Genomic DNA, 16,406 nt, shown 5'->3' with positions numbered 1-16,406 from the left:
TATTGCCGTGACCGAAAAGAACCCGATTGACACTGCCCAAAGAGAGACTGCCCTCAACAAGGCACTCATTGCCGTTTTCGTAGTTTTCGGCCTCAACGGCCTTGTCTTTGCCAGCTGGGCGGCCCGCATTCCCGCCGCGGCCCAGGACCTCGGTATTGGTGCGGCCGGCGTGGGGCTGCTGCTGCTGTTCTCCGCGATCGGCTCGGTAACGGCCCTTCCGCTGGCCGGTTCGGTGGCACAGCGGATCGGCACCGCCGGCACTGTGCGTGCCGGCGGGATCACGACGTCGGCCGCATCCCTGATCATCGCCGCGGGACTGTACCTGGGGTCGATTCCGCTGACGGCCGTGGGTTTGCTGATCTTTGGCGTCGGCATTGCCGGCTGGGACGTCGCGATGAACCTGGAGGGCGCGGACGTGGAGCGCCGGCTTGGCCGGAACATCATGCCTAAATTCCACGGGGCGTTCTCCGGTGGTTCCTTTGTGGGCGCCCTGATCGGCGCCGGCCTGTCCGCTCTGGGTATCTCGCTGTCCCTGCATCTGCTGGCCATCCTGACCGTGGTCTGCATTGCGGTGCTGATCGTGCCGCGCAACTTCCTGCAGCTGTCCCATGCCGTCCACGGCACCGACGGTACCGGCGCGGCTGTGAAACCCTCCCGCTTCGGCGCCTGGAAAGAAGGACGCACGCTGCTGATCGGCGTCGTGGTTCTGGGCGCGGCGCTGACCGAAGGCGCCGCCAATGACTGGGTGGCCAAGGCGACCGTGGACGGGCTGGGAAGCAGTGAGTCCGCCGGCGCCGTAATGTTCGCAACCTTTGTGGCCGCCATGACTCTGACGCGCTGGTTCGGCGCCCGGCTGATCGACCGGATGGGCCGCGTGCCGGCATTGCGGATCTGCATGGGCGCGTCCCTCGTGGGCCTGCTGCTCTTTGTCCTGGCACCCAACCTTCCCCTGGCCGCGCTTGGCGCCGTCCTGTGGGGAATCGGCGCAGCGCTGGGCTTCCCGATGGGCATGTCGGCCGCCGGCGAGGACCCGGCGCACGCTGCGGCCCGGGTGTCCGTTGTCTCCACCATCGGCTACTCGGCCTTCTTCATCGGCCCGCCGGTGCTCGGCTTCCTGGGCGAACACTGGGGAATCCGTAATTCCCTGCTGGTGGTGGGCGCAGCCATGCTGCTTTCCATCATTTTTGCGCCTGCCGCCGCCGAGCAAAAAAAGGTCTCGATCCAGGAGCCCTGATCAGCCGGTCGGGTCTTGCTCCAGCGGACCGGAGCTGTCCGCAATAGGGGTTCCGAACGCTGACCGCACGGTTTACCTTCGGACGATGTCCACTACCCCCAATTCTTCTTCGGGGCTGCCCGGCCCCGTTCAGGGCCTGATCCAGGCACAGGGAGTCACGAAGGTTTATTCCTCCAAATCGGGTCCGGTCCGTGCGCTGGACGGCCTGGATATCTCCGTGCCGGAAGGTACCGTCATGGCCCTGCTGGGCCCCAACGGTGCCGGGAAAACCACGGCCGTCAAAGTCCTCACCACCCTGATCAAACCCGACGCCGGCACACTGAGCATTGACGGTATCGACGTGCTGGCCGACCCCAAGGAAGTGCGCCGCATCATCGGCGTCTCAGGCCAGTACGCCGCCGTCGATGAAAACCTCACCGGCCAGGAAAACCTGCGGATGGTGGGCCGGCTCTACCACCTGTCCGCCAAAGAGGCCCGGACACGGGCCGCGGAATTGATCGACATGTTCGAACTGACGGATGCCGGCAACCGGCCGGTGAAAGGCTATTCCGGCGGCATGCGCCGCCGCCTGGACCTGGCCGGCGCCCTGGTCAACAGCCCCCGGGTCCTGTTCCTGGATGAACCGACCACCGGGCTGGACCCGCGCAGCCGACTGGCTCTGTGGCAGGTCATCAAGGACCTCGTTGCCGCCGGCACCACGCTGCTGCTGACCACTCAGTATTTGGAGGAGGCGGACCAGCTTGCCGACGCCGTGGCCGTGATCGACCGCGGTGTAGTGATCGCCGAGGGCACCTCGGACCAGCTGAAGTCCCGGATTGGCGGTCACAGTGTTGCGGTGGCCCTGATGGACGGGAACGACGCCGGCGCGGCACGGGAGATACTCGCCCGGCACGGATCCGCTGCACCCCACACCGCTGATGACGGCAGGACCCTGGAGGTGGCGGTTCAGAACGGTCCGGCCTCCCTGCAGCTGGTTCTGGCGGACCTTCAAACCCAGGACATTGGACTGCACGACGCCGGCATCCGACGGCCCACCCTCGATGACGTGTTCCTGCAGCTGACCGGCCGGCCGGCGGAGGAGGAACAGGAACCGGAGGCCCCTGTCACCGCTGAAGGACACGGCAAGGCAGCCCGGCACAGGGAAGGAGCGCGCCGATGAGTGCCGCCGCAACCAGGCTTCCTGCAGCCGCCGCCCGCGGTAACTCGGCCGCGGCCAACTGGGCCGGTGACGGCTGGACGGTCACCAAACGGAACCTGATCAAGATCAAGCGCTCCCCGGACATGATCATTTTCGCCGTCCTGCAGCCGGTCATGTTCGTGCTGCTGTTCAGCCAGGTTTACGGCGGATCCATCAACGTCGCCGGCACGGACTATACGCAGTACCTGATGGCCGGGATCTTTGCGCAGACCGTGGTCTTCGGCTCCACCTTCTCCGGTGCCGCCATGGCCCAGGACTTGAAGGAGGGAATCATCGACAGATTCCGCACCCTGCCCATGAGCCCCTCCGCAGTACTGATCGGACGGACCAACTCGGACCTGGTGCTCAACGCGATTTCGGTGCTGATCATGATGGGCACGGGGTTACTGGTGGGCTGGCGGGTCAATACGTCCTTTGCGTCCTTCCTGGCCGCCGTGGGGCTCCTGCTGCTTTTCTCCTACTCCTTCAGCTGGGTCATGGCGCTGCTCGGCATGACCGTGCGCACCCCCGAAACCATCAACAATGCCTCCTTCATGATCCTGTTTCCCATCACCTTCATTTCCAATGCGTTTGTGCAAAGCTCCACGCTGCCCACGCCGCTGCGCATTTTCGCGGACTGGAACCCCGTCTCAGCCCTGGTCCAGGCCGTCCGGGAGCTGTTCGGAAACCTGGGAACCACCCCGGTGCCCGACACCTGGCCCATGCAGCACGCGGTGGCCACGGTGCTGATCGGATCGGCGGTAATGCTGCTCATCTTTGTTCCGCTTGCCGTGAGGAAGTTTGAGTCCGTGAGTTCCCGGTAGGAACCCCAGGCTGCAAGATGGAAACACCAAGTGTGAGGACACACCATGATCGAGGCACGCGAACTCACCAAGCGCTTTGGCGACAAAACCGCCGTCGACGGCATTACCTTTTCGGTTCCGCCGGGCAAGGTCACCGGATTCCTTGGGCCGAACGGTGCCGGAAAATCAACCACCATGAGGATGATCGTCGGATTGGACCATCCCACCGCCGGCACCGTGACCGTCAACGGAAAACCGTACGCCGGGCACCGGTCTCCGCTCCATGAGGTGGGCTCCCTGCTGGAGGCTAAGGCAGCACATCCCAAACGCACCGCCTACAACCATCTGCGGGCCATGGCCGCCACCGAAGGCATTTCCGCGGCCCGCGTCAACGAAGTCATCGAGCTCACGGGCCTCGGATCCGCGGCGCGGAAAAGGGTCGGCGGGTACTCGCTGGGCATGGGACAGCGGCTGGGTCTGGCAGCGGCATTGCTGGGGGACCCGCAAACCCTGATCCTGGATGAGCCGGTTAACGGACTGGACCCGGAAGGCGTGAAATGGGTGCGCTTCCTGGTCCGGGGACTGGCAGCCGAAGGCCGCACCGTCTTCATCTCCTCCCACCTGATGAGCGAGATGGCGGTGACCGCCGACCATTTGATAGTGATTGGCCGCGGCCGGATCCTGGCCGATGCTCCCATCGACGAGGTAATCGCCGGCAGCAAGCAGGAGCGTGTCCTGGTGCGCACGGACGACACAGGTGCCCTGGCCGCCGCCCTCGGCTCGCCGGGAGTGGAAGTGCGCAGACAGGAGGCGGATCAGTTGGAGATCCTTGGTCTGAGCACCCGCAGCATCGCTGAAACGGCGTTTTCCCGGGGGATCCTCATCACCGAGCTCACCCCGCAGCAGGTCTCCCTGGAGGACGCCTACATGGAGCTGACCGGCGGCGAGGTTGAGTACCAGTCACAGCAGAGGACCGCCCCCTATCTGCCGGCCGGAGAAGGACAACAATCATGAGCACAGCAGCAGCGGCCGCACGGGGGCCCCGGAGTTCCGCCGCCGGCCGTGTCACTTTCGCCCGGGTGCTGCATTCCGAGCTGATCAAGACCGCCACGGTCCCCTCCACCGTTATCCTGCTGGCGGTGAGCTTCGCGGTGATGGTTGGGCTGGGCGCCCTGGTCGCCTGGGGAACGGTTCAGCTGGTGAATGACCCGGCGGCCGGCCCTCCCGAAGGATTCGGCACCTCAGCGCAGAGCCTGGCCTATGACATCCCGGCATCGGGGCTGCCCTTCGGCCAGCTGCTGATCGCCGCGCTGGCCGTGGTGCTGATCGGATCCGAATACACCACGGGCATGATCCGCTCCACCATGGTGGCCGTGCCCACCCGCACCCCCGCACTGCTGGCCAAGACCCTCGTGATCGCTGTCATTTCCTTCGTTCTTGGTGTCCTGGCGGCGTTCACCACCTATCTGGTGGCCCAGCCGATACTGTCCGGTTCCGACCTGGATTTTGGGCTGGATGCTGAAGGGGTGTTGCCGTCCATCATCAACACCGGCACGGTGCTGGCCCTGATCGCCGTCATGGGCGTGGCCATCGGTGCCCTGCTCCGCAATACGGCCGGGGGAGTGGTGACCCTCGTCGGAGCACTATTTGTCCTGCCGATTATCACCGGACTGCTCTCCGGCCTTGCGGACTGGGTGGAAGACGCCGAGCGCTTCCTGCCCAGCAGCGCCTCTGCCGCGCTGGTAGCCACACGGGTCCAGCCGGATGCGTTCAACCAGGCGGAAGGCGGCCTCATTCTTGCCGGCTGGGCCGTGGTGCTGCTCGCCGCCGCCGTCGTCGTTCTCAAGAAACGGGACGTCTAAGCGGGACCAGGGGCGGGCGCCTGAACGGACTCAGGGTCTTCCCTGAGTCATCCTCCGGGGGGACCCGGAAAAGCACCGAAATCATCCTCTAGGACGGTGCGGGCTGCCGTCCGCTCCTCTAGGGTGGGGGAAGCCCCCCAAGATTTTCTTCCGCCCAATGTATTTCCGCCCAATGTGAGGATCACCATGATTGAGGCACTCGGCCTCTCGAAACGCTACGGTGCCAAAACCGCCGTGGACAACGTTTCATTTACCGTCCAGCCGGGCAAAGTCACCGGCTTTCTCGGCCCGAACGGCGCCGGCAAGTCAACCACCATGCGCATGATCGTGGGACTGGACCGTCCCACCGGCGGTGCCGTCACCGTCAACGGCAAGCCCTACAAGCAGCACAAGGCGCCCCTGCATGAGGTGGGGGCCCTGCTGGATGCGAAGGCCGTCCACACCAAGCGCTCTGCGTACAACCACCTGCGCGCCCTGGCTGCCACCCACGGCATCTCCAACAAGCGGGTCAACGAAGTCATTGAACTGACCGGGCTGGGTCCGGTGGCAAAGAGGCGGGTGGGCGGCTTCTCGCTGGGCATGGGGCAGCGGCTGGGCATCGCCGTCGCACTGCTGGGCGACCCCCAGACCCTGATCTTCGACGAGCCGGTCAACGGACTGGACCCGGAGGGGGTCCTGTGGGTCCGCAACCTGGCCAAGGGACTGGCTTCTGAGGGACGCACGGTGTTCCTTTCCTCGCACCTGATGAGCGAAATGGCCGTCACCGCCGATCACCTGATCGTGATCGGGCGCGGCCGGATCATTGCTGATGCACCGATTACCGAGATCATTGCCGGGCAGGACAAGATCCGCACGCTGGTGCGCACAGACCAGCCGGAAGAACTGCGCCGTGAACTCGAGAACCGTGAAACCACGTTCACGCAGCTGGAACCGGACCTCCTGGAGATTACCGGCCGGGATCCGCGCAGCATCGCCGAGGCCGCCCTGGCCCGGCAGATCCTGATCTATGAACTGACACCCCGCCAGTCCTCCCTCGAAGAGGCGTACATGGAACTGACCCGGGACCAGATCGAATACCAGTCACAGGCCATCGAGCAGCCAGAGGCACAGGCCCCCGCAGCCGAAGCCACTTTGATCAGCGGCGGAGGAAAGTAAGCATGAGCATCCAAACAGCACCAACACCTGCTCCGGCTCGAAGCCGGGACGGCTCGGGCCTGAGTTTCGGGCGCATCCTGCGCTCGGAGTGGATCAAGGTCACCACCGTGCCCTCCACCGTGATCCTCCTGGGCATCACGCTCGTCGTCATGGTGGGACTCAGCGCCCTTTATGCCTGGCAGATAGCAATGTCCGTTGAGTTCATGGCGGACGCTTCTCCGGAAATGCAGGCCCAGATGGGTGGAGGCATGGACATGCTCCGGGAGCAGGCGCTGATGGCACCGGCCAGCGGCTACATCTTCGGCCAACTGCTGATTGCCTCACTGGCGGTTGTCCTGATCGCCTCTGAGTGGGGCACCGGCATGATCCGGTCCACCATGGTGGCCGTTCCCACCCGCATTCCTGCCCTGCTGGCCAAGAACCTTGTGATTGCCCTCATCGCCTTTGTCCTGGGTGCCGGCGCGGCATTCATCTCCTATTTCCTGGCCCAGCCAATCCTCGCCGCGGAAAATCTGGAGTTCGACCTGGCTGCAGACGGGGTGCTGCGCTCCATCCTGAACACCGGAACCTATCTGGCGTTCATCGCAGTGATCTCCATGGGGATCGGCACGCTCCTGCGCAACACTGCCGGCGGCGTGGTGACGGCCATTGGCTTGTTCTTCGTCTTCCCCGTGATCATCGTGAACCTCATTCAGGGGCTGGCCGACTGGATCCCTGACGCCGCCCGCTTCCTCCCCACCAACGCCGGGGACCGGATGCTCCTGATTCCAGCTGATGAAGCCGGGCAGCTCACCGCCCTCGAAGGCGGCCTGGTTATGGCGGCCTGGGCTGTGGCGCTGTTGATCATCTCCCTGCTCGTGGCCAAACGCCGCGACGTCTAGGGACTGAATTCTTCGGGGACGGAGGATGCGGAAGAACGGCCGCAGCCTCTTTCCCCGGATCCCCGTTGCCGGGCACTCAAACTCCTCCACAGCGGGGAGTTTTTGTGTTTAACAAGTTGGCGGTCCACGGTTTCGGGCAGCCATTACGCGCGCGGAGCAGGCTCTGGTTGAATCGGAGTATGCCTGATGCATTGGATCACATTCATGACCTTGGCGCTTTTGTCAGCGCCTCCCCCTCCAGCTTCCATGCGGCCCGTGAGGGCGCGCGCCGCCTCGCGGCTGCCGGGTTCACCGAACTCGGCGAGGACCGGTCCTGGCCGGCCGGGCCCGGGAAGTACCTCGTGGTGCGGGACGGTGCCCTGATCGCCTGGATCGTTCCGGAAGGAGCCGGACCCGGAACGGGATTCTCGATCCTGGGCACCCACACTGACTCGCCGTCCTTCAAGCTCAAGCCCCGCCCCACCACCGGACGGCTGGGGTGGCTGCAGGCCGGCGTGGAGGTGTACGGGGGACCGCTGCTGAATTCCTGGCTGGACCGCGAACTCCAGCTCGCCGGGCGTCTGGTCACCTTCGACGGCGAGGAGCGGCTGGTGGAAACCGGACCACTGATGCGTTTTCCACAGCTGGCCATCCATCTGGACCGCGCCGTAAATGAGGGCCTGAAGCTGGATAAGCAGCAGCATATGAACCCGGTCTGGGGCCTGGGGGACCCCTCCGCCGCAGACCTGGTGGGCCTTTTGGCCGCGAAAGCAGGCCTGGCGCCGGAGGAGATCGGCGGCTACGACATCGTGGCCGCAGACACCCAGGAGCCGCGGACCTTTGGCGCCGAGAATGAGTTCTTCGCCTCGGGACGGCTGGATAACCTGTCCTCGGTCCATGCCGGTTTGGCGGCGCTGATTGCCGCCGCGGAGAACAAGACGGACGGCTCCATCGCCGTGCTGGCTGCTTTCGACCACGAGGAGGTGGGCAGCGGGAGCCGGTCCGGTGCTGCAGGCCCCTTCCTGGAAGATGTGCTGAACCGGATTACGGCCGGGCTGGGCGCGTCGGAGGCGGAGCGGCAGCAGGCTTTCGCGGCGTCGTTCTGCATCTCCGCGGATGCCGGCCACGCCGTGCATCCCAACTATGCCGAGCGCCATGATCCGGCCAACCATCCCGTGCTCAACGGCGGTCCGCTGCTCAAAATCAATGCCAACCAGCGCTACACCACAGATGCTCCCGGTGCCGCCCGCTGGGCCCGGCTATGCCGGGACGCCGGAATTCCCTACCAGGAGTTCGTTTCCCATAACTCGATGCCCTGCGGGTCCACCATCGGGCCGCTGACCGCCACCCGTCTGGGGATCCGTACCGTCGACGTCGGTATTCCGCTGCTGTCCATGCATTCGGCCCGGGAGATGGCCGGTGTGCAGGATCCCTTCTACCTTTCACGGGTGAGTGAAGTGTTCTTTATCCGCTGACGCCAACCGGCGCAGATGCCGGCTCCGGGTGCGCGGCGTCAGAAACACCTGTCGCCGTCCGGTAGACTAGCTAAGTCTGTGCTGTCGGCCTCGCCGACGCTTTTCCTGCCCCCTGGTCACCCAGGCCCGGCGGGACGACAACGCAAAAGAACCTCCTGTTACGGAAATGCCGTGACCGTATAGCCCAAAGGAGGTGGGTTCACAAATGCGTGCTTATGAACTGATGGTTATCATCGACCCCGAGGTAGAAGAGCGTACAGTCGAGCCTTCGCTCGACAAGTTCCTCAATGTTGTCCGCAACGATGGTGGAACCATCGACAAGGTCGACATCTGGGGCCGTCGCCGCCTCGCCTACGAAATCCAGAAGAAGACTGAAGGCATCTACGCAGTGGTTAACTTCACCGCGACGCCTGCAGCTGCTGCTGAACTGGATCGCCAGCTGAGCCTGAACGAGACCATCATGCGCACCAAGATCATCCGCCCGGAAGAGCAGAAGATCTCGAAGAAGGATGCCAAGAAGGCCGCTAAGGCTGAAGCTGCAAAGGTTTCCGCAGAGTAATTTCTGCAAACCAAACCGATATCAGGAGGCAACATGGCAGGCGAGACAACTATTACCGTCGTCGGCAACCTAACGAATGATCCGGAACTCCGGTTCACGCCGTCAGGTTCGGCAGTGGCCAACTTCACCATTGCCTCGACTCCGCGGACCTTCGACCGCACGTCAAATGACTGGAAGGACGGCGAAACGCTGTTCCTCCGGGCATCTGTGTGGCGCGAAGCTGCTGAGAACGTGGCCGAATCCCTGACCAAGGGGACGCGTGTTGTTTGCCAGGGCCGCCTGAAGTCGCGTTCGTATGAAACCAAAGAAGGCGAAAAGCGCACCGTAATGGAGCTTGAGGTCGACGAGATCGGCCCCTCGCTTCGGTACGCTTCCGCGAAGGTTACCCGCACCCAGCGCTCCGGCGGCGGTGGCGGCGGCTTTGGCGGCAACAGCGGAAACTCCGGAAACAGCGGCTTCGGCGGCAATTCCAACCCCGCATGGGGCGGCGGCCAGCAGCAGCCACAGGCTGCGCCGGCTGACGATCCCTGGGGTGCTCCTGCAGGCGGCGGAAACGCCGGCGGCTGGGGCAACGGACCGGATTCCAACGATCCTCCCTTCTAATCTCAACCGAGGAGCGGCACGTTTGCCTCGCGGTAAGCGTGCAGCACTTCACCCCTGCGCCTTCGGGCGCAACCTCAGACGGCATTCGCCGTCGAGCCCATCCCGTGGAATGATCCACGGGCTCCACCAGACATAAGGAGCTCCACGATGGCTAAGGCTGAACTTCGCAAGCCCAAACCAAAGTCCAATCCCTTGAAGGCCGCTGACATCACTGTCATCGACTACAAGGACGTAGCATTGCTGCGCAAGTTCATTTCCGACCGCGGAAAGATCCGCGCCCGTCGCGTAACTGGCGTAACCGTGCAGGAACAGCGCAAAATTGCACAGGCAATCAAGAATGCCCGTGAAGTTGCTCTCCTGCCGTACTCCGGCGCTGGCCGCGGCTAAGGAAAGGAACCTAAACACATGGCAAAGCTCATTCTGACCCACGAAGTAACCGGTCTCGGCGCTGCCGGCGACGTCATCGAGGTAAAGGACGGTTACGCACGTAACTTCCTGCTGCCCCGTGGCTTCGCTCTGACCTGGACCAAGGGTGGCGAGAAGCAGGTTGAGTCCATCAAGGCTGCCCGCGCTGCCCGCGAGCACGCTTCCCTGGAAGATGCTCAGAAGCAGGCTGCTGCACTCTCCGCCAAGCCGGTCACCCTGACCGTCAAGGCCGGCGAGTCCGGACGCCTCTTCGGCACGGTCAAGCCCGCCGACGTTGCTGCTGCTGTCGAGGCTGCCGGTCTCGGCACCATCGACAAGCGCAAGGTTGAACTGCCGACTCACATCAAGTCGGTTGGCTCCTTCCAGGCCAACGTTCGTCTGCACGACGACGTTGCTGCTGTCATCGACCTCAACGTCGTAGCCAGCTAGTAATTCGGCCGTCAACACGCCCTGAGGGCGTGTAGAGCGTCAGCGCCCTCCGCGTTAGCGGGGGGCGCTTTTGCATGCCCGGAAGCCTCAGCGGACGTTGTGCACCCCTGGGCGGCGTCACCGCGGCGTGTCTGTGGATATCGGCTGTGGAAAATTGCCTGCCCGCCGGGGATAACTTCACCCCATAGGCCTGTTTTTATCATCTGTCAACCTGAAACCAGGTGATGAATGTTGACGAAAAATACCTTCTATACACAGGTGTGGATGAACGTTTCCCCATGTCAGAGCCATGTTTTGAGAGAAATTAATAGTTTATCCACACCCTTATACCCAACCTGTGCACAAGACACGCCCAGTTATGAACACCTTGTCCACAAGGCTTGTGGATAACTCGTTTGGGAGCAGGCGGTTTCAGGACTACGGTTGCGGGTGAATCCCTCCTATTCGACTCCTTGCCCCTTACCGGGACGGTGCCGTTGGACCGGCAGCCGCCGCACACGAAAGTGTCACCGCGGCGGGATAGACCTGAAGCAGCTGCCCACCGGGCAGGGATCGCACCACAGCAGTACCTTGGGAAAGGGTTACACAGTGTCGCTCACGCATACTGACTCACCGGCATCGAGTTCGGGCTCCGACTTTGCGCGGACACCGCCGCAGGACCTGGTTGCCGAGCAGTCGGTGCTGGGCGGCATGATGCTCTCCAAGGACGCCATCGCCGACGTCGTTGAGGTCCTGCGCGGCATTGACTTCTACCGCCCTGCGCACGAGTCCATTTTCGAAGCCATCATTGACCTGTACGGCCGCGGCGAGCCTGCGGACGCCGTCACCGTGTCGGATGAACTCACCAAGCGCGGTGAGATTGGCCGCATCGGCGGGCCCGCGTATCTGCACACCCTGATCCAGTCGGTTCCCACCGCTGCCAACGCCGGTTTCTACGCGGAGATTGTGCGTGAACGTGCGGTCCTCCGCCGGCTCGTGGACGCCGGCACCAAGATCGTCCAACTGGGCTACTCCAGCGACGGCATGGAAGTCGACGACATCGTCAACGCCGCCCAGGCCGAGGTATACGCCGTGGCTGAGCGCCGCACGGCCGAGGACTACGTACCGCTCAAGGACATCATCGAAGGAACGGTGGACGAGATTGAGTCGGCCGGCCACCGCGGCGAAGGCATGACCGGTGTGCCCACCGGCTTCTACGAACTCGACGAGCTGACCCAGGGGCTGCACCCCGGACAAATGATCGTCATTGCCGCCCGTCCGGCTGTCGGTAAGTCCACGTTCGCGCTGGACTTCGCCAGGTCCGCGGCCATCAAGAACAACATGACCACTGTCTTCTTCTCGCTGGAAATGGGCCGCAACGAGATTGCCATGCGCCTGCTTTCGGCCGAGGCAACCATCGGGCTGCAGGACCTGCGCAAGGGAACCATCAAGGACGAGCAGTGGGGCAAGATTGCCACCACCATGGGCCGGATGAATGACGCCCCGCTGTTCATCGATGACAGCCCGAACATGTCCCTGATGGAGATCCGGGCCAAGTGCCGCCGTCTGAAGCAGCGCCATGATCTCAAGCTGGTGGTGTTGGATTACCTGCAGCTGATGTCCTCGGGCAAAAAGGTGGAGTCCCGGCAGCAGGAAGTTTCGGAGTTCTCCCGTGCGCTGAAACTGCTGGCCAAGGAGTTGGAAGTGCCGGTGATTGCGCTCTCCCAGCTGAACCGAGGCTCTGAGCAGCGCACCGACAAGAAACCCATGGTGTCCGACCTCCGTGAATCCGGCTCCATTGAGCAGGACGCCGACATGGTCATCCTGCTGCACCGTGAAGACATCTATGACAAGGAATCCCCGCGCGCCGGCGAGGCAGACGTCATTGTGGCCAAGCACCGCAACGGGCCCACCAAAACCATCGTGGTGGGCTTTCAGGGCCATTACTCCCGCTTCTCCAACATGGCGGTGGAGGGCGGCTCAGGCTTCTAGCCGCCGCCCGACTAGAATTGGTGCTGCCGGTCGGCCCCGTGTCCGCTCACGGTGCCACCCCCGACCAGCCGTATCCAAGGAGTTCCGTGCCCAAGTCCAAGCCCCGCAAGAAGGCAGTCGCCAAGAAGAAGCAGGCCCGCCGCGCCGAGCATGAAACGAACCGGATTTTCGGCAACACCGAATCCTTTACCAGTGACGAGGGTGAGGCTCTGCTGACGTCCCGCGGCTGGATCAGCGAGCGGAACCAGCCCGGCGGCGCGCTCGACGGCGACGCCTGGTACTGGATGCCGTCGCAGCTGCCCGCCTATCTGGAGGAGGGCGAGCCCGTGCCGACGTCCGTCTTCCCGCTGGAAACCGGATTCGTGAGCCAGCTGGCGACGCCGGACGGTTCCGTCCCGCCCGAGGCCCAGACCGAATACGGGTCCCTGGAAGAACTCGTTGCCGACCTGGACCGGCTGGAGGCCTACCGCGTTCCGGAGGGAACATGGACTGTCCTTGGCGGCGGCCCCGGCCCGGAGGAAACCCCCGATGACCTTATCGACACCATTGCCGAAGAGTGGGAGCTGATCGCTGAGCTGATCCACTTCCCGTACACGGCCGAATCCGAGCCGCGGTCCTTCGAGAACGTGGTGCAGGCACACGCAGAGAGCCGGCTCACGGACTATGCCTACCAGTCGGTCCTCGCCGGCAGGGGATTGTCCGCCCCCGGCGCTGACAGCTGACGTCCGCAGGAACCGCAGAGGCTGCGGGACGCCCGGTTTCCGGGGGCGTTACAGCCCGGAACCCGGTGTGGGCGTAGCGTTCCGATCCCGGCTGGACGCCAGCTGCCAGGGAACGCTGGCCACCATGATGCCCGGTTCAAAGTGCAGGCGGGCCTTCATGCGCAGCGCGGTCTGGTTGTGTACCAGCTGCTCCCACCAGCGCCCTACGACGTACTCGGGGATGTAGACCACAAAGAGTTCACGGGGAGAATTCCGCCGGGCCTCGCGAAGATACGTGAGTACGGGGGACACAGTCTCGCGGTACGGGGACGACAGCACGGTCAGCGGCACCGGGATCTGCATCCGGTCCCACTGCTCCATCACCCGCTTGGTGTCTTCGGGGTCGATGTCCACAATGATGGCGTTCAGGCTTGAAGGGCGCGACGCGCGAGCGTAGGCCAGCGCCCGCAGGGCGGGTTTGTGGACCTTGGACACCAGGATCACGGCATTGACCCGCGACGGCAGTGCGAGGCCCTGCACGTCGTCATCCACGGCCAGTTCCCGGGCTACCGAGTCATAGTGGGACCGGATGAGGAACATCAGCAGGTACAGCATGCCCATGGCCAGCAGGGCAATCCAGGCGCCGTGGGTGAACTTCGTGACCAGGACAATCACCAGAACCAGCGCGGTCATGCCGAACCCGACGGCGTTAATGATGCGGGAGCGCTTCATGCCGCGCCGCGCGTCCCGGCTTCGTTCCGTACGCAGCCGGGCCGTCCAATGCCGGATCATGCCCAGCTGGCTGGCTGTGAATGAGACGAACACTCCGACAATGTAGAGCTGGATCAGCCGGGTGACATCGGCGTCAAAAAGCAGGATCAGAACCAGTGCACCCAATCCCAGGGCCACGATGCCGTTGCTGAAGGCGAGCCGGTCTCCGCGGGTGCGCATCTGACGCGGCAGGAAGCCGTCCTTGGCAAGGATGGAGGCCAGTACGGGAAATCCGTTGAAGGCGGTGTTTGAGGCAAAGACCAGGATCAGTCCGGTGGCGGCAATCACGATGTAGAAGGCGAGGCTGCCGTCACCGAAGATCGTTTCCGCGAGTTGGCTGATGACCGGATGCTGCACGTATTCAGAACCGACCGGGCTGCCGTCATAGATCAGCTGGGTGGCCGGATCCTGTACGACGCGGACGTTGGTGGCGTTGGCCAGCGCCAGGATTCCCGCCAGCATTGCCGCCGAGATTCCACCCAGGAGCAGCAGGGTACTGGCCGCATTGGTGCTTTTGGGCTTGCGGAAGGTGGGAACTCCGTTGCTGATTGCTTCCACCCCGGTCAGGGCCGCCGCCCCCGAGGAGAAGGCCCGCAGAAGCAGGAACGCGCCGGCCAGTCCCACCAGGCCGCTGTCCAGTCCCGATTCCGGCACCAGGTCAAAGCCTGCCGACGGCGCCTGGCCCAGGCTGCCGGTGGCTGCCTGAAACGCGCCAATAGCGCACATGCCCAGCACCGAGGCCATGAAAACGTAGGTGGGCACCGCGAATACCGCTCCCGCTTCACGGATGCCGCGCAGGTTGACCAGGACCAGGACGGCCACGCCAACGGCGGCAATCGGTGCCTGGAGTCCGTTCAGGGCAGGCACCGCCGTTATCAGATAGTGGGAGGCCGAGGACATCGAGACGGCGACCGTCAGCACGTAATCCACCAGCAGTGCCGAAGCAACTGTCAATCCGGCGGGCTTGCCCAGGTTGGTGCTGGCAATTTCGTAGTCCCCGCCGCCGGAGGGGTAGGCATGGACGTTTTGCCGGTAAGACGCCACTACCGTCAGTAGGACGATGATCACAGCAAGACCGACCCACGGTGAGAGCGTTACCGCAGTGACACCGGCGAGGGCCAGGGTAAGCAGAATTTCGTCCGGAGCGTAAGCTGCGGAAGAGAGGGCATCGGAGGCGTAGACCGGCAGTGCGATGCGCTTGGGAAGCAGGGTGTGCGCCAGCCGTTCATTGCCGTAGGGGCGCCCGACCAGAACGCGTTTGAGCGCATTGAAGAATGTCAGCACGAGGTCAAACCCTAGACCTGCCGCTGGCACGCTGTCTAGAAACGGCAGGTGGAGCGGCCTGAAGCAGGCGATCAGCCGTCGATCGCGGTGCCCCGGGTCAGACAGTTTTGCGTGACCGATATCAATTTGTTATCTAAGGGCAGTTGCCCTAACGTGGTTAACGGTTCAAAAAACGAACCCCGCCGGGCATCCAAGTCCCGGCATCAGGCGGGCGCCGTTCCAGGTGCCGCCGCAGCGCTCGGTGCCTCGAGCCATCTCACGTCGCCACATCGTCAGGCACCGTACCATGACCTCGATTCGTCAGGGGGTTGGCGACGGCGTAAGGAAGCCCTGGGAAGGGTGGAACGCAGGTGGGCCCTAGGAGCAGCCAATACCAATGACCAAGTCTAAGATCAGCCGAACCGTGCGCCGGGGACTCGCAGTAGCAGCCATCTCAGGTGCAGGCGTAGCACTGACCGCAGCACCGTCCCAGGCTGCCGACGCAAGTACATGGGATGCACTGGCACAGTGCGAGAGCGGCGGTAACTGGGGCATCAGCACCGGTAACGGATTCTCCGGGGGCCTCCAGTTCCTTCCGAGCACCTGGGCAGCCTACGGCGGCACGGGTGACCCCGCCTCCGCCAGCCGCGAACAGCAGATCGCCGTGGCAGAGCGCGTTCTCGCCGGCCAGGGCTGGGGTGCATGGCCCGCCTGCTCCGCCAAGCTCGGCCTGTCCGGCGGTGCCACCGGCTCGGTGAGCACCCAGAGTCAGACCACCGTTCCGGAGCAGACCCAGCAGTACACCGCGCCGCAGACCACGCAGGAATACGTAGCCGAAGCTCCGGTCCAGCCGGAAACCCAGGTTGCCCCTGAGGCTGTCGTGCCTGAGACTCCGGTGCTGCCGGAAGCCCAGGTCCAGGAGCTCGCACCGGTGCAGACCCCTGCTCCGGCGGTGAGCGGTGAGACCTACACCATCCAGCCCGGTGACACGCTCTCCGCCATCGCCGAGAAGCTGGGTATTGAAGGTGGATGGCAGGCGCTGTACAACGCCAACGCCGACTCGCTCATCCACCAAGACCTGATCCTCACCGGCCAGGTCCTGCAGTTGCCGGCCTAA

Annotated in this window: 16 protein-coding genes; 15 read left to right on the top strand and 1 reads right to left on the bottom strand. The window is 64.0% G+C overall.

Translation table 11 applies throughout. The features are described from left to right. Positions 1-7 precede the first annotated feature (7 nt). From CXR00_RS05475 to CXR00_RS05410, 14 genes are all read left to right on the top strand, one after another. Complete coding sequence (locus tag CXR00_RS05475; RefSeq protein ID WP_258060276.1) at positions 8-1,234, top strand: MFS transporter; 1,227 nt, start codon at positions 8-10, stop codon at positions 1,232-1,234. A gap of 85 nt (positions 1,235-1,319) precedes the next feature. Then, positions 1,320-2,393 (top strand): ATP-binding cassette domain-containing protein, encoded by a 1,074-nt coding sequence (locus CXR00_RS05470; protein WP_104053449.1) that lies wholly within the window; start codon positions 1,320-1,322, stop codon positions 2,391-2,393. Beyond that, entirely contained in the window at positions 2,390-3,235 is an 846-nt protein-coding gene (locus CXR00_RS05465; RefSeq protein WP_104053448.1) for an ABC transporter permease, read from the top strand. Before CXR00_RS05470 ends, CXR00_RS05465 begins: the two co-directional genes overlap by 4 nt. A gap of 45 nt (positions 3,236-3,280) precedes the next feature. Then, positions 3,281-4,228, top strand: coding sequence for an ABC transporter ATP-binding protein (locus CXR00_RS05460; RefSeq protein WP_104053447.1), 948 nt, complete (start codon positions 3,281-3,283; stop codon positions 4,226-4,228). Further along, positions 4,225-5,076, top strand: a complete 852-nt coding sequence (locus CXR00_RS05455; protein WP_104053446.1) for an ABC transporter permease — start codon at positions 4,225-4,227, stop codon at positions 5,074-5,076. Before CXR00_RS05460 ends, CXR00_RS05455 begins: the two co-directional genes overlap by 4 nt. Positions 5,077-5,262: 186 nt before the next feature. Further along, positions 5,263-6,231 carry an ABC transporter ATP-binding protein gene (locus tag CXR00_RS05450; protein WP_104053445.1) on the top strand — a complete coding sequence of 323 codons (969 nt, stop codon included), beginning with the start codon at positions 5,263-5,265 and terminating at the stop codon, positions 6,229-6,231. 2 nt (positions 6,232-6,233) lie between these two features. Then, entirely contained in the window at positions 6,234-7,112 is an 879-nt protein-coding gene (locus tag CXR00_RS05445) for an ABC transporter permease subunit (RefSeq protein ID WP_104053444.1), read from the top strand. 179 nt (positions 7,113-7,291) lie between these two features. Next, positions 7,292-8,566: a M18 family aminopeptidase gene (locus tag CXR00_RS05440; RefSeq protein ID WP_104053443.1), complete on the top strand. Its 1,275-nt coding sequence runs from the start codon at positions 7,292-7,294 to the stop codon at positions 8,564-8,566. A 205-nt stretch (positions 8,567-8,771) separates the two neighbouring features. Then, positions 8,772-9,125, top strand: a complete 354-nt coding sequence (gene rpsF / locus CXR00_RS05435) for a 30S ribosomal protein S6 (protein ID WP_104053442.1) — start codon at positions 8,772-8,774, stop codon at positions 9,123-9,125. A gap of 33 nt (positions 9,126-9,158) precedes the next feature. Beyond that, the gene (locus tag CXR00_RS05430) at positions 9,159-9,728 is read left to right on the top strand and encodes a single-stranded DNA-binding protein (protein WP_104053441.1); all 570 of its coding nucleotides are present in this window, start codon (positions 9,159-9,161) and stop codon (positions 9,726-9,728) included. A 147-nt stretch (positions 9,729-9,875) separates the two neighbouring features. Then, positions 9,876-10,115: a 30S ribosomal protein S18 gene (gene rpsR / locus CXR00_RS05425; protein WP_003800144.1), complete on the top strand. Its 240-nt coding sequence runs from the start codon at positions 9,876-9,878 to the stop codon at positions 10,113-10,115. 18 nt (positions 10,116-10,133) lie between these two features. Then, positions 10,134-10,583, top strand: a complete 450-nt coding sequence (gene rplI, locus CXR00_RS05420) for a 50S ribosomal protein L9 (protein WP_104053440.1) — start codon at positions 10,134-10,136, stop codon at positions 10,581-10,583. A gap of 588 nt (positions 10,584-11,171) precedes the next feature. Further along, the gene (gene dnaB, locus CXR00_RS05415; RefSeq protein WP_104053439.1) at positions 11,172-12,554 is read left to right on the top strand and encodes a replicative DNA helicase; all 1,383 of its coding nucleotides are present in this window, start codon (positions 11,172-11,174) and stop codon (positions 12,552-12,554) included. Between the two features lie 86 nt (positions 12,555-12,640). Next, positions 12,641-13,276, top strand: a complete 636-nt coding sequence (locus CXR00_RS05410) for a hypothetical protein (RefSeq protein WP_104053438.1) — start codon at positions 12,641-12,643, stop codon at positions 13,274-13,276. A gap of 48 nt (positions 13,277-13,324) precedes the next feature. On the opposite strand, the gene CXR00_RS05405 is transcribed toward CXR00_RS05410, so the two are convergent. Next, a complete protein-coding gene (locus CXR00_RS05405) occupies positions 13,325-15,310 on the bottom strand; it encodes an APC family permease (protein ID WP_104053437.1) in 1,986 nt (661 codons plus the stop codon). A gap of 376 nt (positions 15,311-15,686) precedes the next feature. Between CXR00_RS05405 and CXR00_RS05400 the strand changes: the two genes are divergently transcribed. Further along, positions 15,687-16,406 carry a transglycosylase family protein gene (locus CXR00_RS05400; RefSeq protein WP_104053436.1) on the top strand — a complete coding sequence of 240 codons (720 nt, stop codon included), beginning with the start codon at positions 15,687-15,689 and terminating at the stop codon, positions 16,404-16,406.

Source organism: Arthrobacter sp. 9E16, from assembly GCF_002929435.1.
Taxonomy (GTDB): Bacteria; Actinomycetota; Actinomycetes; order Actinomycetales; family Micrococcaceae; genus Arthrobacter_B; species Arthrobacter_B sunyaminii.
This window is presented reverse-complemented; position numbering and strand designations above follow the sequence as displayed.